The organism is Hyphomicrobium sp. CS1BSMeth3 (assembly GCF_900117415.1).
In the GTDB taxonomy this organism is placed as follows: domain Bacteria; phylum Pseudomonadota; class Alphaproteobacteria; order Rhizobiales; family Hyphomicrobiaceae.
Genome location: NZ_FPEI01000003.1, coordinates 297,439 through 317,583, shown reverse-complemented (window position 1 = coordinate 317,583; position 20,145 = coordinate 297,439). Strand labels below are relative to the sequence as shown.

The window sequence follows — 20,145 nt, the reverse complement described above, 5'->3', positions numbered from 1 at the left end:
GCTCCTTGCTGGACGCCACCGGGGAGAATTGCTCGAACATCCAAGGATTGCTTCAGTGGAAGCTGGCAATGAGCCGGATCTGAAAAGAACTTCAGGGGCTGAAATGGCCCAGGTGAACATCAGCCCTCAGGAACGCCCGCCGCGCGCCACGCGCCCGCGAAGGCAGCGAAAACCTCTGGCTTGATGTCGACAGTCACGGCAAAGCGACGGACGGAGAAGTTCGGATCGAGCGCGAGCAGCCGCTGAGCCGCCATCCTTGCGTCCTGGTCGCGCCCAAGGCCCATCAACGATGCCACGAGAAACGATTGGGAGACGCTGAAGCGCGGGCTTAGCAGTACCGAGCGGCGCGCGGAATCATAGGCTTCCTGATAGCGGCCCGTTTGAAAGTGTGAGATGGCGAGAGCGTTGTAGGCAAGATAGTTGAGTGGATCAAAGGGGCTCAGCTGCAGGGCCCGCTCGGCACGTTCGATCGAGACTTCGGTTTCGCCCATCCACGACAGGGCGATCGCGCTGCACCAGAGCGTGAAGATATCGCACGGGCTGAGTGCGAGAGCGCGATCGAACAGCTTGCGCGCCGTCGCATGGTCGTGCTCGATCAGGGATATGACGAACCCGGCAATGCCAAGGGCCGTCGCGTCGTCCCCTACATCGACCGATGCGGCGCGCGCGTGAAATACCGCGTTTGCCCGGTCCTCCTCATGCAGGCCCGCGCGGCTGAAACGGGAATGATGGCACAAGGCAAGGGCGGCGTGGGCCCCCGGGTAATCGGGCTCGAGCTCGAGCGCGCGGCGCAGGAGCGGGATCGCGTCCGATGCCTCGGCCGCCAGATGGCTGTGCACGTGAGGCATGGCCCGCAACACCAAGTCATAGGCGTCGAGGTTCTCCGGCCGCTTGCGGCGGACGCGTTCGATCTCCGCCCTCCTGAGAGTCGGCTCGATGGCGCCGACGACACTCATGGTCAGCTCGTCCTGAAGCGCGAAGATATCGCACAGAAGCCGATCGTAGCGCTCGATCCAGAGTGGCGCGCCGGTCTCCGCATCGATCAGCTCGACCGTGACGCGGATGCGGTTGCCCGCCTTGCGCACACTCCCTTCGAGCACGTAGCGCACGCCAAGTTCGCGCGCGACCTGCCTGGCATCGACGGTCCTGCCTTTGTAGATGAAGCTCGAGTTGCGCGCGATGACGGAGAGCCACTTGATGCGTGAGAGGCCGGTGATGATGTCCTCGACGACGCCGTCAACGAAGTACTCCTGCTCCAGGTCGCTGCTCATGTTGCGGAACGGAAGCACGACGACGGATCCCCTCGGAGGAGAGGATGTCGTGCGGGCGGAAGAATGATCGATGTCCTCTGGCGCGTGCGGTCGAAATCCCAGGAACCGGTAGCCTCTGCCGGGAACAGTGAGGATGTAGCTTTGTCCTTCGGTGGTCTCCCCGAGTGCCCTTCTCAAGGCGGAGACCTGGACTTGCAGTGCGTTGTCCTCGACGATCTGGTTCGGCCAGACACGCGCGATCAGTTCGTCTTTCGTGACGGTATCGCCGTGCGCGGAGGCCAGTGCGCAAAGAACATCGAACGCCCGGTTGCCCAAGCGGACGGGCCTGCCTTCACGCTGCAGAGTGCGCCGAATGATACTGAGCTGAAACGGGCCGAATGCGATTTCATCAGCATTCATGACAGCTACCAATGACAGAGCTCAGTTAATTTTTGCCCGCAACCTCGTCAGATTATCCTCTGCGAAAGTACCGGTCCAGGCCACAGAACTGCTTAGGGTTTCCGGAGGAAGTGGGGTATCGGCTCAAGGGCACGCCGAACTCGATCCGATCAATTGCCACATGCGCCGTAAGGCCTGCTCGAATGCGCCGTTCAAGCAGGCCAGGTTTCGTTTGCGGCTATTTGTGCTTTGCCAAGGCCACGGCGTCTGGCCCCGCCGGGTAACGAAGCTGCCCGGATACATCATTTGCAGCGCGCCACACTGTCTCGGCAACATCCCTCTCCGTCGTCACCGCGGCCGGCTTCGCGAACGCCGTGAGGATGGGTGCGGCAAATGCCATATACGGCGCCGGGATGGCGTCCTCGATGCGTGTGTCGGAGTTCTGCGTGAAGCGGGTGGTCGGGCCGTAGCCGGGCTCGACCAGCTTGACGCGCACGTTGAAGGCTTGAAGCTCGTGCGCCAGCGATCCGGTGAAACCCTCGATCGCCGTTTTGCTCGCGGTGTAGACCGAGACCAGTGGCATCGGCGCCAAGGTCACGCTGGACGTCACGTTGACCACCACACCCGATCTTCGCGCGCGGAACTGAGGGATGACCGCCTGCGTCATGGCCATCACTCCGAACGTGTTCGTCTCGAATATCTGGCGGGTCTTGCTCATGGGCGTCGCCTCGAGGACACCGATCAGGCCGACGCCGGCGTTGTTCACGAGCACGTCGATCGGGCCAGCCTCCGCCATGACGGCGGCGATGCTCTCCGGTCGGGTTACATCGAGCGCGAGGATGCGAAGGCGCTCCGACCGCGCCAGGGCATCCTCGCGCGGCGTGCGCATGGTGGCGATGACGTGCCAGCCCTGCGCATGGAAGTAGCGTGCGGTTTCAAGCCCATAGCCGGACGAGCAGCCGGTGATGAGGACGGTCTTCATGTGCATCTCTCCTGGTTGATTGCGGTGAGAGGAGAGATACGCAGGCCGACACGGACTATCTACGATTGAAGATCCATATTTCTTTTGTTATCGTCCAGAAATGCTCGACCCGCTCTCGGAAGTCATCGCGCTGCTTCGGCCGCGCACCGTGCTCTCGAAGGTGATCAGCGGCGCCGGTCGCTGGGGCGTGCGCTATGCTGACTTCGGCCAACCCAGCTTCTGCACGGTCCTGGAGGGGAGCTGCCGTCTGGCGGTGGAAGGCGTGACGCCAATCACGCTCGAGGCGGGCGATTTCGTGCTCCTGCCGACGACGCCCGGCTTCACCCTGTCCTGCTTCGAGCCCGTGACGCCCACGTTCATCGATCCGAACGCCCTGCCATCGCCGACCGAGGACATCCGCCACGGATCGCCCGACGGCGACCCGGATGTGCGGCTCTTGGGCGGCTACTTCAATTGTGAGTCCCCGGACGCGAAGTTGCTGGTGTCCCTGCTTCCGACGCTGGTGCATGTACGCGGCGCCGAGCGACTGGGAACGCTTGTGCGGTTCGTCGGCGATGAGGCGACGTCGCAGCGCGCGGGCCGCGATCTCCTCCTCTCTCGTCTTGTCGAGGTGATGCTCATCGAAGCCTTGCGCACGACGCAGACGCAGGACGCACCGCCCGGTTTGCTGCGCGGTCTTGCCGACGCGCGTCTGGCAACGGCCATACGCGAGATGCACGCCGATCCTGCGCGATCTTGGACCGTTGGTGAGCTCGCAAAGACGGCTGCGCTGTCACGCTCCGCCTTTTTCGAGCGCTTTTCTCGCGCGGTCGGTCTGGCGCCGATGGAATATCTCCTCGCCTGGCGCATGGCTGTCGCGAAGGACATGCTTCGTCACGATGATCTCGCGCTCGATGTGGTGGCCGAGCGCGTCGGCTACAGCTCGGCAAGCACGTTCAGCACCGCGTTTGCACGCCATGTTGGCCAGGCGCCCGGCCGCTTTGCCCGAGAGATGCGGCAAGCTGCGCCGGTCTGAAGCGTCACGCGCGAACGCGCGCGGCTTCGGGAACATCATGTTCCGCTGCTGGATGTCGGGCTCAAACCCGATCCGCCACGCCCTTGACGCCCTCGTGTCGCGCACAATGTGCGCAGCAGTAGAGCTTTCCGTTTGCCTCGATACCGTGGCCCATGATGCGACACTCGCAATGACTGCAGCGGGGCGCCATGGCATGGATGGCACACTCGAAGCTGTCGAATGTCATCTCGTGCTGGCCTTGAACAACCTTGAACGACTTGTCGTAGTCGTTTCCGCAGACATCACACCTAGCCATGAGCTGCTCCTCTCTCTGTATCGACCCGCATCCGACCCGAGCGCGTCTCTATGCTGTAAACGGCCTCGAACGGGTGCCCCTTCAGCTCGCCGGACGTGAGGTGGCCACGCAAACCGAATGTGAAGCCGTCCTCGCCTTCGTCCATGCGCGCGATCTGTGCGTCGTATGCATCGCCCTCCACACGGAAGTGGACGACGCACTCGCCCGGTTTGGTCAGCGACCACTGCAGGGCTGGCTTGTCGGGGCCATCGACAATGTTCAGTTCACGTGGGGTCATGGCGTCCTCCTTTAAGGGCGAACGCAAGCGAGCTCATTTGGTTCGGGACCTCGAGCGCTGAGATCGGTCGCTCAGCGCTTCACATGCTGGCTCAGCGAATGGGCCCTCTTCAGATCCGAAACAAACTCCTGGAAGGCGCGATGGCGTTCTTCCCGATCTGGGAGGCGCAAGAGATAGGCAGGATGAACCGTGATGTATCCTCTGTGTCCGTCCAGCTCGGCGGGGCCGCGGAACTGCCCAATCGGTCGAGGATCACCTGTGATCGCGAGGACTGCCGTCGCGCCGAGCGCCACCACGACACGCGGATGCACCAGCTCCAGCTCTCGCCTGAGCCACCATCGATAGTGGCGCACCTCGCCCGCCGTAGGCTTCTTGTGAATGCGCCGCTTGCCGCGTTCCTCGAACTTGAAGTGCTTGACGGCGTTGGTGAGGTAAGTGCGATCGCGTTCAATGCCCGCCTCTGCGAGTGCGCGATCGAGCAATTGTCCTGCGGGCCCGACGAATGGACGGCCTTGCAGATCTTCCTGGTGCCCCGGCTGCTCGCCAACGAGCGCCAGCTCAGCTCCCACCGGGCCCTCGCCGAGCACCGGATGGGTCGGCGCCGTCAGCATGGGATCGGCTCTCGAGATGAGCGCATTGAGCTCGGACAGCGTACGTACCTCCGACGCGCCTCGTTCGCCGGGACCCTGCCTCAGCTCCTCCGTGATCGGCATGACGGCCTCTCAACCCCACGTAGATAAACCTGCAGGGTGGCAATGAGTTCCGCAGCATGAGGGCTCACGCGACTGAGCGCAGTACAGCAATCTGCCGATGGTCCCGATCGGGGTGTCGCACTCAGCGCTCATACGACGTACGCGTCGGAGAGCTATAGCCGAGCCACGCTCTTCTTCAGCACATGGGGCCGCCGCGCGCATGGATGTCGCGCAACATGGCCCGCACCACGGCGAAGTCGACCTCGTCGGCACGACGATAGCGGACGCAGCCTTTGCCGCAATCGAGGTTGGCGAGCCGATCCTGGAAGCGCTCAATGGCCGTCGGCCCTGCGTAGAAGGCAATATGGCGCTTCTGCCTGTTGAAGCTTACGGCGTTGTCGCGGCCGGGCGGACCATAGCCGGGCATCCCCCACTGCATGCGCTCATCCCAGCCGGCCAGTTCCTCGCGGCAGACGGCGCGCAGTTGCTCGAAGAGCGGCCGATCGGACGCCGCGAGACCATCGAGCCATTCGTCCACGCTCGCTGTTTTCGATTGCACCATGGCGGGAACTTCCCATCGCTCTTGGAGGTCGCATCGCAATCCGCGCGCGGTTCACATCGGATCGTCCCTCCTGCGATGAGAGGTTGGCACGCGGCCTGAGCCGGAAGAAGGCCGATCGCTGGGCTGCGCGGGCGCGAAACCCGATCACAGGAAAAATGTTCGCGCCAGTGTCGGGATGGAGCCGATCGGATCGTCCTCCGGGCAGTTGCAAACGACGAAGCAGGAGTAGCGCCATGATCACCATCTCCGCCTTCCGCTGGGTCCCTCAATTTGCGCGCGGGCAGGTCCGCGATCTGCGTGTCCGCTGGGCGCTTGAGGAGGCCGGGCTACCATACAAGTCGCGCCTTCTCGAGCAGGGCGACCAGGACAAGCCCGAGTATCGGCACATGCAGCCGTTCGGACAGGTGCCGATCTTCGAGGAGAACGGCTTCGTTCTTTTCGAGAGCGGCGCCATCGTGCTTCACATCGGCGAGCGCTGCGAGGCCTTGCTGCCGCGCGATCGCGGTGCCAGAGCGCGAGCCGCACAGTGGGTCATTGCCGCGCTCAACTCCATCGAGCCGCATGTCGTGAACATCGCCCTCATCGACCTCTTCTACGCCGATGAGGAATGGGCAAAGCTGCGCCGTCCGAGTGCCGTGCAGTTTCTCGGGCGTCGTCTCGCTGGCCTGTCCAATGCATTGGGTGACAAGCCCTACCTCGACGGCGCTCAGTTCACGGCGGGTGACTTGATGATGTCGACGGTGCTGCGCATCCTGGACGCCACCGATATCGTGAAGCGCGACGAGCGGCTCGCTGCTTATGTCGAGCGCTGCATTGCCCGGCCGGCATTCGGGCGCGCCCTTCAGGCGCAGCTTGCGGATTTCCGCCAGGATGCAGCTTAGCGTGTCTCTCTCTCGCCCGTCGGAGAGGCGAGCCCTTTCGCGCCAGGACGATCGCCCAGGAGCGTTCAGGGCACACACCTCGGCACCCCGAACGCTCCCTCCGAGTTTGAAAATCTAGGGCGATACAGACAGCCGCCGCTTGAGGCATCGGAGCGCGAAGCACGATCGCGTGTGGCGAATGCCGGGAATGCGATAGAGACGTTCGCGCAGGAAGCGCTCGTAGCCCTCGGTGCCGTCTACGGCGACCTTGATGAAGTAGTCGTACTCGCCGGTCGTGAGATACGCTTCGAGCACCTCGGACAGATCGGCCAGCGCGCGACCGAAGCGCTCCAGAACCTCGTCATCATGCTTTTCAAGCGTGACCTCGATGATGACCGTGTCGGGAAGCCCCAACCGCTTCTGGCCTAGGACCGCCACGTAGCCTTCGATGTAGCCGTTGTCCTCGAGCCGCTTGACCCGCTGCCAGCAGGGACTCGCCGAGAGACCGACGCGCTCGGCGAGGTCAGCGTTCGAGATGCGGGCGTTGGCCTGCAACTCGCGGAGAATGGCGCGATCGAGGTCGTCGAGAGGTTTCATCGGTTCGGCCGCAACTTGGAAGATCACGAGGCCATCCTGCCTCATGCAGAAGACTATACCGCGCATTGTGCCATATGGCCCGATATTCTTTCTCAATGCTGGCATTCTCAAGAATGTTCAGAAGGACATTCTCCATGGCTCTCGCTAGGGTTCGGCAGCCACACAATCAGGCCCGGCCATGCACACTCTTGCGTTCCGCTCACCCGATCCGCTCGATCATGTCTGTCGGGCGCTCGATGCCATTCGCAAGATGGGGTTTCATCTCGCCTCGCTGCGCGTCGACAGTGAGGCCGATGGTGGTTTCCGCATCTCCATCGCTATTGACGTACACGAGCTGTTGACCGTGGGAACGCTCCGCGAGCGTGTGTCCTCATGCATCGGGGTTTACGACCTGACATGCGACATCGAGTGTGAGGCTGTGCGTAGCTGAGGCTTTTCGGCATCCGCCTCACGTCGGCACTCAGGGCAGGAGGTGTGAGAGATGACAAGTGCTCCCAGTCTCAGGCTGCACGTCCCGGAGCCGGAGTTCCGGCCAGGCACGAAGCCTGACTTCAGCGGGGTCACCATCCCGCACGCGGGCAGCGTGCGCCGCCCACCGGTCGACACGGCGCCCGAGGAAATCCGTGACCTCGCCTATTCCATCATCCGCGTGCTCAACCGCGCCGGTGAAGCCGTGGGTCCATGGGCCGGGGAGCTCTCCGACGAGGCGCTGCTCGCGGGCCTCAGGACGATGATGAAGGTGCGTGCTTACGATGCGCGCATGCAGATGGCACAGCGGCAGGGCAAGACGTCGTTCTACATGCAGTGCACCGGTGAAGAGGCGATTGCGTGCGCCTTCCAAATGGCGCTCGAGCCCGGCGACATGAATTTTCCGACCTACCGCCAGCAGGGGCTGCTTATCGCGTCCGGCTATCCGCTGGTCGACATGATGTGCCAGATCTACTCCAATAGCCGCGATCCGCTGAAGGGGCGCCAGCTCCCCGTCATGTACAGCTCCAAGGCGCACGGCTTCTTCTCGATCTCCGGCAACCTCGGCACGCAGTATCCGCAGGCCGTCGGCTGGGCCATGGCGTCGGCAATCAAGGGCGACACGCGCATCGCCGCCGGCTGGATCGGCGATGGCTCGACGGCAGAGTCCGATTTCCATTCCGCGCTCGTCTTCGCCTCGACCTACAAGGCGCCGGTGATCCTCAACATCGTCAACAACCAGTGGGCGATCTCGACCTTCCAGGGTATCGCGCGGGGCGGCTCGGGGACATTCGCTGCGCGCGGTCACGGCTTCGGCATCCCGGCATTGCGCGTCGACGGCAACGACTATCCGGCCGTGTACGCCGTCGCGAAATGGGCGATCGAGCGCGCACGCCGCAACCTTGGGCCGACGCTGATCGAATACGTCACCTATCGCGCCGCGGCACACTCGACCTCGGATGATCCCTCCGCCTATCGGCCCAAGGAGGAGTCCGAAGCCTGGCCGCTCGGAGATCCCGTCGAGCGGCTGAAAAACCACCTCATAGTCAAACAGCTCTGGTCGGACGAGCGCCATGCTCAGGCCGTCGCCGAGGTCGAGGCAGAGGTCATCGCTGCGCAGAAGGAGGCGGAGAGCTTCGGTACGCTGCACACCGGGCCGAAGGCTTCGGGCCGCGACATGTTCGTCGACGTCTTCAAGGAGATGCCGCCGCATCTGCGTCGGCAGCGGCAGGAGGCGGGGTACTGATTGAGGGTATTGGACCATGCCAACCATGAGCATGATCGAGGCCATCCGCGACGCGCACGACGTGATGATGGCGCGGGACGACAACGTTGTCGTGTTCGGCGAGGATGTCGGCTATTTCGGCGGCGTGTTCCGCTGCACGCGCGGTCTTCAGCAGAAATACGGCCGCAACCGCTGCTTCGATACGCCGATCAACGAGAGCGGCATCGTCGGCACGGCGATCGGCATGGCCGCCTATGGTCTCAGACCGTGTGTCGAGATCCAGTTCGCCGACTACATGTATCCTGCCTACGACCAGCTCGTTTCGGAGGCGGCGCGTCTGCGCCATCGCTCGGCCAACGACTTCTCGGCGCCGATCACCGTACGGATGCCGACGGGTGGCGGCATCTTCGGCGCGCAGACGCACTCGCAGAGCCCCGAGGCGCTGTTCACGCACGTTTGCGGCCTGAAAACCGTGGTCCCATCCAACCCTTATGATGCAAAGGGCCTGCTCATTTCTGCAATTGAGACTGACGATCCGGTGATCTTCCTCGAACCGAAGCGGCTCTACAACGGCCCGTTCGACGGTCATCATGAGCGTCCCGTCGTCCCCTGGTCGAAGCATCCGCTGAGCGAGGTGCCGGAGGGATACTATACCGTGCCGCTCGGCGTTGCCTCCGTTCGCCGGCCAGGCGCGGCGCTCACCGTGCTCGCCTACGGCACCATGGTCTACGTCGCCGAAGCAGCGGCCGCCGAAACCGGCATTGACGCCGAGATCATCGATCTGAGAACGCTGCTGCCGCTCGATACCGACACCATCGTTGCTTCGGTCGAGAAGACGCGGCGCTGCGTGATCGTTCATGAGGCGACGCGCACGAGCGGCTTTGGTGCCGAGCTGTCAGCGACCGTGCAGGAGCTGTGCTTCTACCATCTCGAAGCGCCGATCGTGCGCGTCACGGGCTGGGACACGCCGTACCCGCACGCGCAGGAGTGGGCTTACTTTCCCGGTCCGCAACGCGTTGGCGAGGCGTTCCGTCGTGTGATGGAGGCGTGACCATGGTCGAGCGCGTCATCACACTGCCGGATGTTGGCGAAGGCGTCGCCGAGGCCGAGATAGTCGAGGTGCCGGTCAAGGTCGGCGATCCGGTTCGCGAGGGCGAGACGCTTGTTTCCGTCATGACTGATAAGGCGACGGTCGAGATCCCTGCGCCGGTCGAGGGGCGCGTTGCGTGGATCGGGCCGGAGATCGGACAAAAGGTGGCCGTCGGCTCGGAGCTGGTGAAGCTGGAGGTCGCAGGAGATGCCGGGGCGCCAAAGCGCGAGGTATCGGCGCGCGAAAGGCCAGCATCGACGAGTTCCGCCACGCGTGATGCATCGGCTCGTGCAGCCGTCTTGCCGAGCGGCGAGGAAGCGGTCTCGCAAGGCCACGCGCCCATGCGTACTCCCGCACCGCCGTCTGCACCCGCACGTCCGCGCGAAGCCGCTCGCACTGCACCGCCGGCATCTCCCGCAAAGCCCCCTGACCGTCCGCTCGCCGCACCTGCCGTGCGCGCCTACGCCCGCGATGCCGGCGTCGACCTGCGCTTCGTCATCGGCACCGGCCCTGCCGGCCGCATTCTGCGCGAGGATGTCGATGCCTATCTCGCGACCGGAGCGCGCGGTGCAGTATCGGCACGTGGGCTCGCCCGCAATACCGCCGTCGAGGAGATCAAGATCATCGGCCTGCGTCGCCGCATTGCCGAACGCCTGCAGGATACGATGCGTCGCATCCCGCACTTCTCTTATGTCGAGGAGGTGGACGTTACTGACCTCGAGGCCCTGCGCGCCGACGTCAACGAGACTCGTAAGAGCGGCCGGCCGCGCTTGACCATGCTGCCGTTCCTGATGCGCGCGATGGTGGCAGCGCTCCGCGAGCACCCGGGGCTCAACGCCCGCTTTGACGACGCCAACGACACGCTGCACCGCTACGGCGGCGTGCACATCGGTATTGCCGTGCAGACGCCGAACGGTCTCATGGTGCCGGTCGTGCAGCACGCCGAGGCGTTGACGATCTGGGACTGCGCCAGCGAGGTAGCCCGCTTGAGCGAGGCCGCGCGCTCGGGCACCGCCAAACGCGAGGAGCTGACCGGCTCGACCATCACCATCACGAGCCTCGGTGCGCTCGGCGGCATCGTCTCGACGCCGGTGATCAATTCACCGGAAGTGGCGATCGTCGGTGTCAACAAGATCGCCATGCGCCCGGTTTGGCGCGGCGCAGCCTTCGAGCCGCGCAAGATCATGAACCTCTCGTCCTCCTTCGATCACCGTATCGTCGACGGATGGGACGCGGCGCAGTTCATTCAGACCTTGCGCGCGCTGCTCGAGGCGCCGGCCAAGATCTTCATGGAGGCATGAATGGAGCCGATTTCCTGCTCCGTCCTGGTGCTCGGCGGCGGTCCTGGCGGCTATGTGTGCGCGATCCGCGCGGCGCAGCTTGGCCTCGACACCGTGCTCGTCGAGTCCGGTCCTCTTGGCGGCACCTGCCTCAACATCGGCTGCATCCCATCTAAAGCGCTGATCCATGCGGCGGAGGAGTTCCATCTCGCTCGCCGCTTCGCCGCGCATTCACCGCTCGGTATTCGCGCTGGCGAGCCCAGCATCGATCTGAAGACGACGATGGCGTGGAAGGATGGGATCGTGTCGCGGCTGCGCGGCGGCGTGTATGGCCTCCTGCGCCGCGCCAGCGTCAAGGTCGTCAACGGCATCGGCATCCTGCGCGACGGCAAGACGTGCGTGGTCGATACGGACATGGGCCGCCAGGAAATCGCGGCCGAGCACGTCGTCATCGCCACTGGCTCGGAAAGCGTGCCGCTGCTGGGGCTGCCGTTCGGCGGGCCGGTCGTATCATCTACCGAGGCGCTCGCGTTCGGAGATATCCCGGAGCGGCTCGTCGTGGTTGGCGGCGGCTACATCGGGTTGGAGCTCGGCACTGCCTACCGCAAGCTCGGTTCGGAGGTGACGGTGATCGAGGCGGCGGAGCGCATTCTCCCGCAGTACGATGCCGAGCTGACCCGCCGCGTCATGGCGCGACTCGGCAAGCTTGGCGTCGACGTCTTGCTCAACGCCAAGGCAACTGGGCTCGACCGCTCGGGAGCGACGCTCAGGATCGAGCGCAGTGACGGCCACGAGCAACGGCTCCATGCAGACAGGATTCTCGTCACGGTCGGTCGACGGCCGCGGCTCGGCGGTTTCGGCATCGAGGAGCTGGACCTGCGCATGAGCGGCAACGCCATCGAGATCGACGACCAGTGCCGCACGTCCATGCGCAATGTGTGGGCCGTCGGCGACGTGACGGGTGAGCCGATGCTCGAGCATCGCGCCGTGGCACAGGGCGAGATGGTGGCCGAGATCATCGCCGGCGAGAAACGATCCTTCGACAAGGTCGCAATCCCCGCCGTCTGTTTCACGGATCCCGAGATCGCGACGGTGGGTCTTTCACCCGACGCAGCGCGCGCCGCGGGCTACACGATCAAGACCGCCAGCTTCCCCTTCACCGCCAATGGCCGCGCCATGACGCTCGAGGCGGAGGATGGCTTCGTGCGCATCGTCGCGCGGGCGGACAATCATCTCGTGCTCGGCTTGCAGGCCGTCGGCCAGGGCGTATCCGAGCTTTCGGCGGGGTTCGCGCTGGCGTTGGAGATGGGCGCGCGGCTCGAGGACATCGCGGCGACGGTTCACGTCCACCCGACGTTCGGCGAATGTATCCGGGAAGCTGCCCTCCTCGCCCTTGGACATGGGCTGCACGCCTAAGCTGAGGCCAGCTTAGGCGTGGCGGGTGCATCCGTCGTTGCGATCACGATTTGAAGCGTGACCGGCGCTCCTCGACATTGGCGCTCACGTCGATGAGCACTGTCTTGCCCTCGGCGTTCAAGCGCTGGGCCTCCTTGAGGGCAGGCCCGATCTCGGACGCCTTCGTCACTCTGATACCAACGGCGCCCATGCCCTCGGCAATTTTCGCGTAGTCTCCGTGCATCTTCGACACGCCGTACTGCTGGCGAGCTTCCTCTCCGATGGTGCCACGCGTGGGCCCCGAGTAGGTGGCCATGTCGCTGTTGTTGAGCAGCACCGTCGTTATGGCGGCACCGGACCTGACCGCGGTCTCCAGATCCAATCCCGACATGCCGAACGCGCCATCCCCCATGACATTGAGGCAGAACTTCTTCGGCTCGGCCATCTTCGCGCCGATCATGAGCGGGATGCCAAATCCGAGATGTGTGGTCTTCCCCCAGCCGATGTAGCTGTGCGGCGTCGTCGCCTCGTAGAAGGGTAGCATGGTGTCGCGCGGCGCGCCGGCATCATGCGTGACAATGCTGTTCTCGCGGTCGAGGCTTCTGTTCAGCTCGCTGATGACCCGGTAGTAGCTCAGAGGCTCGTTATCGCTCTCGAGAACGGATTGCCATTCTGCCATCCACTCCGATTTGAGCTTGGCGACATGCTCTTGCGACTTCTTGCGATCGCCAATTCCTTTGCCGCCGGTCTGGGACTTGATCTCATCGATCAGCGCTTCGATCGTCAGCTTGGTGTCGCCGATCAGGGCCACTTCCGCAGCTTCATTCTTGTTGATGTCATCCGGGTTGATCGAATTGTGGATGATCGTTTTGCCGCTGCGGATGGGCTGCGCATAGGGCGAACGCGTCAGGCTGCTGCCGAGGGCGAGCAGTACATCGCTCTCCACGAGCCAGCGATGAGCGGCGAGCGTGGTCGTGCCGCTGCCGGCCCCGAGCGCGAGCGGATGGCGCTCGTCGATGGCAGACTTGCCGGGCATGGTGCAGAACACGGGCATCGCCGTCAGCTCTGCAAGCTCCTTTAGGGCGGAAGATGCACCCGAAAACAGCACGCCCGCCCCAGCCCAGATCATGGGCTGCTTCGCGGCCTTGAGCAGACGCACCGCCTCCTGGATGGCATCAGTCTCGGGACGTTGCCGCACCAGCTTGGGGGAGTGATAGGTGCGGGACTGCTCCGGCACTTCCCGCGCGCAGACATCCGCAGTCAGCTCCACGACGACAGGGCCCGGAGGGCCATTGCGCAATGCATGGAAGGCGCGGCGCATGACGTCGCCCACCTGCTCGGGCTGGTAGATGGCCTCGACGCTCTTGGCCCATCCTTGATAGCGCATCACGGCACTGAAGTTTGGCCGCACGGAAATCTGATCGAGGCGATTGCCGCCGAGCAGGATGAGAACAGGAATGTTGTCGGCGAATGCCTGGGCGACGCCCCCGAGGCTGTTCTCGGCGCCGGCCTGAGATTGAACTGCGACGACGCCGAAACGCTGGCGATCGCTGATGCGGCTATAGCCGTCGGCGGCCATCACGGCACCGCGTTCGTGCCGGAAGGCGATCGGCCGGATGCCGACCCGGGCTGCGGCTGAGATGATGGGATTGCTGGGGAAGCAGGAAATCCACTCCACGCCTTCCCGCTTCAAGATTTCTGCAATGAAGTCAATCCCGTTCATCGTTTCCACCCGTTCTTGCTCATCTTGAAGGAGGCCGCTCACGAAAGGCCGACGGCGTCACCTTCTCTTTGCGCGGATGTCTAGTTCACCGCAAGATCATTGATGCCTTCCGGATGATTGAGAGAGGTGCTTGGGGCGGGTGGCTCGCGATGGACTGCCGGTAACACGGCGCGCGCGGCCAGCCATCCGGCCATTGAGGAGGAATGCCGTGGTCATCGGCGATCTCCGCGACAGCAGCGGCGCAGCAAAAGCGCGTTTCATGGGCGGTTTCATGGGCGCCCACGGACTGCTGAAAACCTATCGCGCTGATTTGAGTGGCGAGCTACCCAGGACAAAACTGCGAACACGTATGTGATTGAATTTGCGGTGTAATTTCCCCTTAGTGGAGACCTCGTGGCTCGGTACATGGTGGCGATTGCGTTCGCAGGCGTCGGCTCCATCGGGATGATAATGAGCTTGGCCTCATCCCTTCAAGATGCGTGCCGAGCACCTATCGCCATTTAACCTTCTCGGTCATATTCTGCAGGCAAACAAGTAGTCTAGCAGGAAGGCGATGGCAGACCTACCGATACACCAAGCGCGGCGAGTGAGTCGCGAAGAGCTATACACTATGGTCTGGCAGCGACCGATGAGCCGCCTCGCGGAAGAATTCGGGACCAGTGGCGACGGGCTGGCCAAGATATGTGACAGGCTGGATGTTCCCTATCCGCCCCGGGGCTACTGAGCCAAGAAAGAAGCGGGCAGACCGGTGGTCACATTCAAGCTCCCGCCCGCGCAAGGACGGCGTTCCTTTAGACGCTGACATCTATCCCACACCGCCCAAGCCGGTACCGTCGCCAGAAGCTGAACAATCAGCGACCATTGCAGTCGGTAAGATCGAAGGGCTTGTCGTGTCGGATAGCCTCGATGACCTCCACCCACGCGTGAAGGCGTGGATCGCCGACCATAAGAACCGACAGAAGGAGCGCGAACAGGAAAACAAGCGACGTAGGCATGAACGTTGGTGGTCGCCGCGGTTAGTCCCGGACCTCACCGAACGCGATCAATACCGTTTCCAGATCACAAGCGAGATTTTTAAGGGCGTAGAGAAGGCGGGAGGAAGGATTGAAAAGTCCCCGCTAACGGGCAGGGTGACATTTCAGATTTCCGGTCATGAGGTCGAGTGTTCGATTGTCGAGAAGTTGGTCAAGTCGCTTAAGGATCGAGATGAGATCAGGAAGTGGACAGCCTATCCCGACCACTACCAATCCGGCCTGGAATCACCCGGTTTCCTGCGCGTCTCGATTCCCACCTACTTGGATGGACGCCAGCCACAATGGATCGAAACGCAGAAGACGAAGATTGGCGATCTGTTGCCCAATATCATAGGAACCATCATCGCAGCGGGGCCTGTCCTTGAGCAGAAGAAGCGTGAACGCGAGGAAGCAGCGAAACGATATCGAGAAGAAGAAGCTCGGCGCTGCGAGGCCAAGCAACTCGATACCGTCCTTGCGGCAGAGTTCGGCGATGCTGTCCTCGCCGCGCAGATCTTCAAGGACGATGCGGCTCTTCTCCTCGGCCGAACTGCTGCCTAGTGGCTCTGGGGATGTCCCTGACGATCTCCTCCGCGCTCTGAGGCGCCTGCTTGTCGCGTTGTCTCATCGTGTCCTCCTTGGGATTATGATGAGTCGCAAACTCTCGCTTACGCAATCAGCTCACTCTGTCCGCTAGGCCCTGACGGGGGAAAGGCGAAGGCGAACTTCGAGGCCCGATCGATAGCTGCGAACATGTAGAGCTTGCCTTCAGCGGTACGCACCTCGACCATGTCGATATGGAAATAGCTGATAGGGTAGCTTTTGAATTTCTTCCTGGTCTTCTCTCCGTCGATGCTTGGCAGGCACGAGATGTCGTAGCGCTGGAACAGGCGGTGCAACGACGAGCGCGCCATACGCGGGAAAGCGACCGTTCGGCCTCAAGCTCCAACTGCCGCAGCTGCGACGGCTATCGGCTATCCGGCGGAAGCGCCCCGCGCGGTGACCGGGCGTCTTCGTATATCAATGATGGTGGTGATGATGGTGCCTATGCCCGCCAAAACCAATGAAGGGAATGCCGATACCGCCGTACAAATAGGGTGCGCCATAGTATCTGGAGTGCCGGCGATGGCTGTAATGCCGGCGTCCATGATGATGATGGCGACGGACGGAATGTCGACCGTGTGCACGATGCCGATGGCCATGTCGACGCGAGTGCGCTTTTTCAGCTTGGTTCGCCATCTCCTGCGGTATGGGCGGCGCGGCGATGGGGGCCGCCGACGCACCGACAATGCTGAGGCCGAAAACGGCCGCACCGATCAACGAAAGCTGAACTATCCTGAGCATGGCTTACTCCCAAGGGTTTAGGATCTGAGCGGAACCTAAGAAACGATACTCTGTCCCTCTCAGTTCCGCGAGTGCGGCGAAAGGCGCAAGATTTGGCTTCGCTCAATTTTCAGTATGACAACCAATCTCGGCCACAATATAGCAATTTTGGGTCGCGCAGCCCTGCAACGCGCATGGATGGCGGTTGCGCAAACGCCCGATCCCCTAACCGCCAAAGGGATGAGGACGCACGTTCGCGCAAGCTCGGAGCCTGTTGAGGGCAGTAAGTTCGCCAAATGAGCTACTGGGCGGTCTCATGTCGATCGCTGATTCGTGTTCAGTATTGCCCTTTGAGAGGAGCGCTATGCCGATCACTCCCGCTTCCGACGTCGAGCTTCGTGATGAGCAGCGCAAGATCTACTTGAGCAGTGCTGCAACCTTTCTCCTGTGCCCGGTGGTTCTCGGAGGCGCGCACTTGCTCTTAGGCCGTGTTATCGAGTTTCCCGGCGATGAGCTGGAGGCAAAGTTATCTTTCTTGGTTGGCGCCAACTTGTTTCTGGTCATGTGCGGCATAGGGATGGTCGAGAGGGGCAGGCGTCGTTACGCTAAGGATATTGGAGGATCGGCCTATTCGAGCCCAAGCCCGAAGATCGCGATCCCGATCGCCTTTCTCCAGAGCTCGCTTGAGCAATTTGTCGTTGCATCTGTCACACTCTCTGCACTTGTGCTTTGTTGGGGGCGACTTTCATGCCTTTCATCGCTGTGTCGGTGCTTCTGTTTGGTGTCGGCCACATCAGTTTCTTCCTGGGATATCCCAAAGGTACAGGCGGGCGGGCATTCCGAATGGCGGTGACAGCTCCTTGCAGCTTTTGTGCTCTCGGCGAGGCTGATCATCATCCGCCTCTAATGCAAGGCGAAGGGCTACGCGCTGACGGCGTGCGAAAGATGCGACCTCCACCTGACGCCGCAATCTCGCCTCAATAGCAGATCACAGGCCGCAGCAGAACGCCACGACAGGACTCACATGTATTCCTCTTCTTCGATACCGCCACTCCGCCTCGGAAATGTTCAAGCCCTGCGAAGGCAAGTTCTGGTCCTGTTTATGTCGGTCTTGGCGGTTGCGTTGCTCTTCGTCTGCTCGATTTGGTCCCACACGCATCCGTTGATCTACGCGACGATCGAGCACATCGGTATACTCTTGATCTTTGTGTGCATCTTTGGCCGCAGTTGGTGCGCTCTCTTCATTGGCGGCAACAAGAAGGCCACGCTGATCGAGACCGGTCCCTATTCACTGGTCCGCAATCCGCTGTACGTTTTCACGTTAGTCGGTGCCGCTGGGGTCGGCGCTCAAACGAGCTCTATTGTCGTCATCGCATTTTGCGTTGCTACAACTACCGTTGTGTTCGTGATTGTGATCCGCAGGGAAGAGCAGTTCCTGCTGGACAGATTTGGAGCACCTTACGAAGCGTACCTCAAGCGGGTGCCTCGCTTCATCCCTAGCTTCAAGGCGTACCAGAGCGAGCAGCAACTGACGATTAACTTGAGGCTCGTCCGCCGCACATTCATCGAAGCGTGCTATTTCCTCGTGGCCATCCCTGCTATCGACGCCATCGAGCTGGCGCGTGAATACGGCTGGCTTCCAGAGCTGATACATCTACCCTAGATCGCTTAGTCGCATCGACTTAGGTCCCCTCGACGCTGGGCGTTTGTAGGGCACCGCAATAGCGTCAACTTGACGCGCTAGGTGCCGATTTGTTGGGGCTTCCCTGGAGAACTGCCTACTGTGCCGCTAGTCACCTTCGCGTGCGTCGCCACGTGTTTACTTGACTTCGACTTCGAAGCCGACCACTTCTCGTCGCATGAGCGAAGCGACTACTTTTTGGAGGCGACCGCGGGCGGGGGCATTGGGTATGGCCTCGCGAGGCTCGGCTTCTTGGCTGGCAACACTCGTTTTGGCGCTTCTAGTGTCCCTTAGCGGCCCGTTATCGTTGGCGCACGCGACAATTCATCATGTGGGTATTGCTGCCTCCCAAAATGCCAAGCTTGCCAGCGAGCGATCTGATATCGCCGCAGGCGTAATAAATACCTCCACGGGCGCCGGCCTTCATCAACCTGGTCAACCGCAATCTCCGGAACAGGCGTTGCTGGAGCAGCACTGCGTCGTGTGCCAGTGGCTGCAGGCTCCTCTGGCGCGAACGATCTATCTGTCCGAGCGCGACGTACCGGCAACTGTCGATTATGTCATGCCGTTCGATAGCGAAGCCGCCAAATTCGCTCCACCTCCTCTGCAGCGACCTCCACGGTCTTAAAGCTGGCGCTTGAGCGCTGCTCCGCGCCATGGCGTGCGGAGCAGCGCGCGTTCGCACATCTGTCAGCATAAAGCAGCTTTTAGCTGAGCTTAATGCACCAGCAGCCGTGGATGCCTCTTATGAAACGCTTCCGTCTTGCCATCGGCGTCCTCGTCGCCGCCTTCGCGCTTGGGTTGGGCTACATTTACTCTGCCTCTTTTGCACCTTCGACCGCTTCGCGCGCTCAGGCGACGAGCAATGCAGTCGCGGCTGGCGGTCATGCGGAAGGCGAAAAGGAGGAGAGCGGCCATGAGCACAAGGAAGGGGAGGAGGACAAAGAGGGCAAGATCGGCATGACCGCCGAGCGAATCGCCGCGGCGAAAATCGCTGTCGCGAAAGCCGAGCCGGGCAACCTCCGCAGGCGATTGAGCGTGCCGGGCGCCGTAACCATGGATCGCAATCGCATCGGTCGGGTCGCAGCCAAGGTGATCGGCACCGTCGCCGAACTCAAGAAGAGACTTGGCGACGGGGTTCGCGCGGGTGAGACGATCGCCATCCTGGACAGTCGTGAGGTCGCGGATGCCAAGAGCGAGTACATCGCGGCGGTTGTGAACTTCCAGCTTCAGAACACCTTGTACGAGCGCGGAAAGGCGCTCTGGGAAAAGAAGATCAGCTCCGAACAGCAGTACCTGCGTGCGCGTGCAACGCAGCAGGAAGCCCAAGTGCGGCGGGATCTCGCCAGACAGAAGCTCTCGGCGCTGGGCGTAGGCGACAAGGAGGTTGATGGACTTTCTGCCACCGAGCAGGTTGCAACCGGCCTCGAGCGCTATGAAATCCGGGCCCCGATCAGCGGCCGTGTGACCGAGCAACTCGTCGATCTCGGTGCTCCGGTTGGCGGCGAAGGGCAGGCCAAGGAGCTATATGTCATCGCAGATCTATCCAGCGTATGGGTAGAGTTGACCGTATCGACAAGTGATCTGCCACAGACCAGAGAAGGGCAGCATGTCGAGATATACGCAAGTGGCAACGACCGCAGATCGGCGGGCAGGATCGTCTTCACAAGCCCGGTCCTGAACTCGGAGACCCGTTCGGCGCGCGTGATCGCCAGCGTCCCCAATGCCGACCATTTCTGGAGACCAGGCTCTTTCGTCACGGCAGATGTAGTTTTGGAAGAAACGCCGGCCAAAGTCGTCGTTCCAAAATCGGCGCTCCAGACCATCAAGGGCGAGCCCAGCATCTTTGTTCGTACCGCCGACGGCTTCGAAACCCGTCAGGTCATGGTTGGCAACGATGATTCCCAGTCTGTTGAAGTCACGTTCGGTTTGGAACCTGGGGAGACAATCGCTGTCTCGAACACGTTCCTGCTCAAGGCCGAGGCCGGCAAGTCCGAAGCCGGCCATGCCCACTGATA

The 20,145-nt window shown here is 62.4% G+C and carries 20 protein-coding genes and 3 pseudogenes; 11 read left to right on the top strand and 12 right to left on the bottom strand.

The features are described 5' to 3' along the window. Positions 1 to 119: 119 nt before the first annotated feature. Both CS1BSM3_RS03095 and CS1BSM3_RS03090 read right to left on the bottom strand, forming a co-directional pair. A complete protein-coding gene (locus CS1BSM3_RS03095; RefSeq protein WP_072385496.1) occupies positions 120 to 1,670 on the bottom strand; it encodes a winged helix-turn-helix domain-containing tetratricopeptide repeat protein in 1,551 nt (516 codons plus the stop codon). Between the two features lie 217 nt (positions 1,671 to 1,887). Beyond that, positions 1,888 to 2,631, bottom strand: coding sequence for an SDR family oxidoreductase (locus CS1BSM3_RS03090; protein ID WP_174263612.1), 744 nt, complete (start codon positions 2,629 to 2,631; stop codon positions 1,888 to 1,890). A 100-nt stretch (positions 2,632 to 2,731) separates the two neighbouring features. Here CS1BSM3_RS03090 and CS1BSM3_RS03085 point away from each other — a divergent pair, with 100 nt between their 5' ends. After that, positions 2,732 to 3,646 (top strand): AraC family transcriptional regulator, encoded by a 915-nt coding sequence (locus CS1BSM3_RS03085; protein ID WP_072385494.1) that lies wholly within the window; start codon positions 2,732 to 2,734, stop codon positions 3,644 to 3,646. Between the two features lie 61 nt (positions 3,647 to 3,707). Here CS1BSM3_RS03085 and CS1BSM3_RS03080 read toward each other — a convergent pair whose 3' ends face one another. The 4 genes and pseudogenes from CS1BSM3_RS03080 to CS1BSM3_RS03065 all read right to left on the bottom strand — a co-directional run bounded on the left by CS1BSM3_RS03080 (position 3,708) and on the right by CS1BSM3_RS03065 (position 5,472). Further along, positions 3,708 to 3,941, bottom strand: a complete 234-nt coding sequence (locus CS1BSM3_RS03080; RefSeq protein WP_072385493.1) for a hypothetical protein — start codon at positions 3,939 to 3,941, stop codon at positions 3,708 to 3,710. Continuing rightward, on the bottom strand, positions 3,934 to 4,218 hold the full coding sequence (locus CS1BSM3_RS03075) for a hypothetical protein (RefSeq protein ID WP_072385492.1): 285 nt from the start codon (positions 4,216 to 4,218) through the stop codon (positions 3,934 to 3,936). The genes CS1BSM3_RS03080 and CS1BSM3_RS03075 overlap by 8 nt, the downstream gene beginning before the upstream one ends. Before the next feature lie 71 nt (positions 4,219 to 4,289). Then, positions 4,290 to 4,871, bottom strand: a pseudogene (locus tag CS1BSM3_RS03070) (UdgX family uracil-DNA binding protein); the annotation flags it as partial. Positions 4,872 to 5,106: 235 nt separating this feature from the next. Continuing rightward, positions 5,107 to 5,472: an iron chaperone gene (locus CS1BSM3_RS03065; RefSeq protein WP_072385490.1), complete on the bottom strand. Its 366-nt coding sequence runs from the start codon at positions 5,470 to 5,472 to the stop codon at positions 5,107 to 5,109. A gap of 233 nt (positions 5,473 to 5,705) precedes the next feature. On the opposite strand from CS1BSM3_RS03065, the gene CS1BSM3_RS03060 reads away from it, so the two are divergent. Next, positions 5,706 to 6,353: a glutathione S-transferase family protein gene (locus CS1BSM3_RS03060; protein ID WP_072385489.1), complete on the top strand. Its 648-nt coding sequence runs from the start codon at positions 5,706 to 5,708 to the stop codon at positions 6,351 to 6,353. 114 nt (positions 6,354 to 6,467) lie between these two features. On the opposite strand, the gene CS1BSM3_RS03055 is transcribed toward CS1BSM3_RS03060, so the two are convergent. Further along, complete coding sequence (locus tag CS1BSM3_RS03055) at positions 6,468 to 6,929, bottom strand: Lrp/AsnC family transcriptional regulator (protein ID WP_072385723.1); 462 nt, start codon at positions 6,927 to 6,929, stop codon at positions 6,468 to 6,470. A gap of 178 nt (positions 6,930 to 7,107) precedes the next feature. Between CS1BSM3_RS03055 and CS1BSM3_RS03050 the strand changes: the two genes are divergently transcribed. The 5 genes from CS1BSM3_RS03050 to lpdA are packed head-to-tail and all read left to right on the top strand — an operon-like array spanning position 7,108 to position 12,408. Then, positions 7,108 to 7,359: a hypothetical protein gene (locus CS1BSM3_RS03050; RefSeq protein ID WP_072385488.1), complete on the top strand. Its 252-nt coding sequence runs from the start codon at positions 7,108 to 7,110 to the stop codon at positions 7,357 to 7,359. A 51-nt stretch (positions 7,360 to 7,410) separates the two neighbouring features. Then, complete coding sequence (locus tag CS1BSM3_RS03045) at positions 7,411 to 8,643, top strand: 3-methyl-2-oxobutanoate dehydrogenase (2-methylpropanoyl-transferring) subunit alpha (RefSeq protein ID WP_072385487.1); 1,233 nt, start codon at positions 7,411 to 7,413, stop codon at positions 8,641 to 8,643. Between the two features lie 16 nt (positions 8,644 to 8,659). Continuing rightward, on the top strand, positions 8,660 to 9,673 hold the full coding sequence (locus CS1BSM3_RS03040) for an alpha-ketoacid dehydrogenase subunit beta (protein WP_072385486.1): 1,014 nt from the start codon (positions 8,660 to 8,662) through the stop codon (positions 9,671 to 9,673). Between the two features lie 2 nt (positions 9,674 to 9,675). Beyond that, positions 9,676 to 11,013 carry a dihydrolipoamide acetyltransferase family protein gene (locus CS1BSM3_RS03035; protein WP_072385485.1) on the top strand — a complete coding sequence of 446 codons (1,338 nt, stop codon included), beginning with the start codon at positions 9,676 to 9,678 and terminating at the stop codon, positions 11,011 to 11,013. Further along, positions 11,014 to 12,408, top strand: coding sequence for a dihydrolipoyl dehydrogenase (lpdA, locus tag CS1BSM3_RS03030; protein ID WP_072385484.1), 1,395 nt, complete (start codon positions 11,014 to 11,016; stop codon positions 12,406 to 12,408). Positions 12,409 to 12,451: 43 nt separating this feature from the next. Here the strand turns inward: lpdA and CS1BSM3_RS03025 are convergent, their stop codons facing one another. After that, positions 12,452 to 14,152, bottom strand: coding sequence for a thiamine pyrophosphate-requiring protein (locus tag CS1BSM3_RS03025; protein ID WP_280174721.1), 1,701 nt, complete (start codon positions 14,150 to 14,152; stop codon positions 12,452 to 12,454). A 166-nt stretch (positions 14,153 to 14,318) separates the two neighbouring features. On the opposite strand from CS1BSM3_RS03025, the gene CS1BSM3_RS28185 reads away from it, so the two are divergent. Then, positions 14,319 to 14,465 carry a hypothetical protein gene (locus CS1BSM3_RS28185; RefSeq protein WP_174263611.1) on the top strand — a complete coding sequence of 49 codons (147 nt, stop codon included), beginning with the start codon at positions 14,319 to 14,321 and terminating at the stop codon, positions 14,463 to 14,465. 496 nt (positions 14,466 to 14,961) lie between these two features. Here the strand turns inward: CS1BSM3_RS28185 and CS1BSM3_RS28180 are convergent, their stop codons facing one another. The 4 genes and pseudogenes from CS1BSM3_RS28180 to CS1BSM3_RS03010 form a co-directional block, all read right to left on the bottom strand. After that, positions 14,962 to 15,105 carry a hypothetical protein gene (locus CS1BSM3_RS28180; protein ID WP_174263610.1) on the bottom strand — a complete coding sequence of 48 codons (144 nt, stop codon included), beginning with the start codon at positions 15,103 to 15,105 and terminating at the stop codon, positions 14,962 to 14,964. 483 nt (positions 15,106 to 15,588) lie between these two features. Then, positions 15,589 to 15,751 (bottom strand): annotated as a pseudogene (locus CS1BSM3_RS27845) (IS3 family transposase); the annotation flags it as partial. A gap of 88 nt (positions 15,752 to 15,839) precedes the next feature. After that, a pseudogene (locus CS1BSM3_RS03015) lies at positions 15,840 to 16,043 on the bottom strand (IS481 family transposase); the annotation flags it as partial. Positions 16,044 to 16,097: 54 nt separating this feature from the next. Further along, positions 16,098 to 16,325, bottom strand: coding sequence for a hypothetical protein (locus tag CS1BSM3_RS03010; RefSeq protein ID WP_072385481.1), 228 nt, complete (start codon positions 16,323 to 16,325; stop codon positions 16,098 to 16,100). 485 nt (positions 16,326 to 16,810) lie between these two features. Here CS1BSM3_RS03010 and CS1BSM3_RS03005 point away from each other — a divergent pair, with 485 nt between their 5' ends. From CS1BSM3_RS03005 to CS1BSM3_RS02985, 3 genes are all read left to right on the top strand, one after another. Next, the gene (locus tag CS1BSM3_RS03005) at positions 16,811 to 17,299 is read left to right on the top strand and encodes a hypothetical protein (protein ID WP_072385480.1); all 489 of its coding nucleotides are present in this window, start codon (positions 16,811 to 16,813) and stop codon (positions 17,297 to 17,299) included. Positions 17,300 to 17,470: 171 nt separating this feature from the next. Next, positions 17,471 to 18,109, top strand: coding sequence for a methyltransferase family protein (locus tag CS1BSM3_RS03000; RefSeq protein WP_072385479.1), 639 nt, complete (start codon positions 17,471 to 17,473; stop codon positions 18,107 to 18,109). Positions 18,110 to 18,874: 765 nt separating this feature from the next. Continuing rightward, positions 18,875 to 20,143: an efflux RND transporter periplasmic adaptor subunit gene (locus tag CS1BSM3_RS02985; RefSeq protein ID WP_072385476.1), complete on the top strand. Its 1,269-nt coding sequence runs from the start codon at positions 18,875 to 18,877 to the stop codon at positions 20,141 to 20,143. The last annotated feature ends 2 nt before the right edge of the window (positions 20,144 to 20,145 follow it).

Bases quoted from the DNA above. Each gene is read 5' to 3' on its own strand.
- CS1BSM3_RS03095 (WP_072385496.1), bottom strand. From the start codon at position 1,670: ATGAATGCTGATGAAATCGCATTCGGCCCGTTTCAGCTCAGTATCATT.
- CS1BSM3_RS03090 (WP_174263612.1), bottom strand. From the start codon at position 2,631: ATGAAGACCGTCCTCATCACCGGCTGCTCGTCCGGCTATGGGCTTGAA.
- CS1BSM3_RS03085 (WP_072385494.1), top strand. From the start codon at position 2,732: ATGCTCGACCCGCTCTCGGAAGTCATCGCGCTGCTTCGGCCGCGCACC.
- CS1BSM3_RS03080 (WP_072385493.1), bottom strand. From the start codon at position 3,941: ATGGCTAGGTGTGATGTCTGCGGAAACGACTACGACAAGTCGTTCAAG.
- CS1BSM3_RS03075 (WP_072385492.1), bottom strand. From the start codon at position 4,218: ATGACCCCACGTGAACTGAACATTGTCGATGGCCCCGACAAGCCAGCC.
- CS1BSM3_RS03065 (WP_072385490.1), bottom strand. From the start codon at position 5,472: ATGGTGCAATCGAAAACAGCGAGCGTGGACGAATGGCTCGATGGTCTC.
- CS1BSM3_RS03060 (WP_072385489.1), top strand. From the start codon at position 5,706: ATGATCACCATCTCCGCCTTCCGCTGGGTCCCTCAATTTGCGCGCGGG.
- CS1BSM3_RS03055 (WP_072385723.1), bottom strand. From the start codon at position 6,929: ATGAAACCTCTCGACGACCTCGATCGCGCCATTCTCCGCGAGTTGCAG.
- CS1BSM3_RS03050 (WP_072385488.1), top strand. From the start codon at position 7,108: ATGCACACTCTTGCGTTCCGCTCACCCGATCCGCTCGATCATGTCTGT.
- CS1BSM3_RS03045 (WP_072385487.1), top strand. From the start codon at position 7,411: ATGACAAGTGCTCCCAGTCTCAGGCTGCACGTCCCGGAGCCGGAGTTC.
- CS1BSM3_RS03040 (WP_072385486.1), top strand. From the start codon at position 8,660: ATGCCAACCATGAGCATGATCGAGGCCATCCGCGACGCGCACGACGTG.
- CS1BSM3_RS03035 (WP_072385485.1), top strand. From the start codon at position 9,676: ATGGTCGAGCGCGTCATCACACTGCCGGATGTTGGCGAAGGCGTCGCC.
- lpdA (WP_072385484.1), top strand. From the start codon at position 11,014: ATGGAGCCGATTTCCTGCTCCGTCCTGGTGCTCGGCGGCGGTCCTGGC.
- CS1BSM3_RS28180 (WP_174263610.1), bottom strand. From the start codon at position 15,105: ATGCCTACGTCGCTTGTTTTCCTGTTCGCGCTCCTTCTGTCGGTTCTT.
- CS1BSM3_RS03010 (WP_072385481.1), bottom strand. From the start codon at position 16,325: ATGGCCATCGGCATCGTGCACACGGTCGACATTCCGTCCGTCGCCATC.
- CS1BSM3_RS03005 (WP_072385480.1), top strand. From the start codon at position 16,811: ATGCCGATCACTCCCGCTTCCGACGTCGAGCTTCGTGATGAGCAGCGC.
- CS1BSM3_RS03000 (WP_072385479.1), top strand. From the start codon at position 17,471: ATGTATTCCTCTTCTTCGATACCGCCACTCCGCCTCGGAAATGTTCAA.
- CS1BSM3_RS02985 (WP_072385476.1), top strand. From the start codon at position 18,875: ATGAAACGCTTCCGTCTTGCCATCGGCGTCCTCGTCGCCGCCTTCGCG.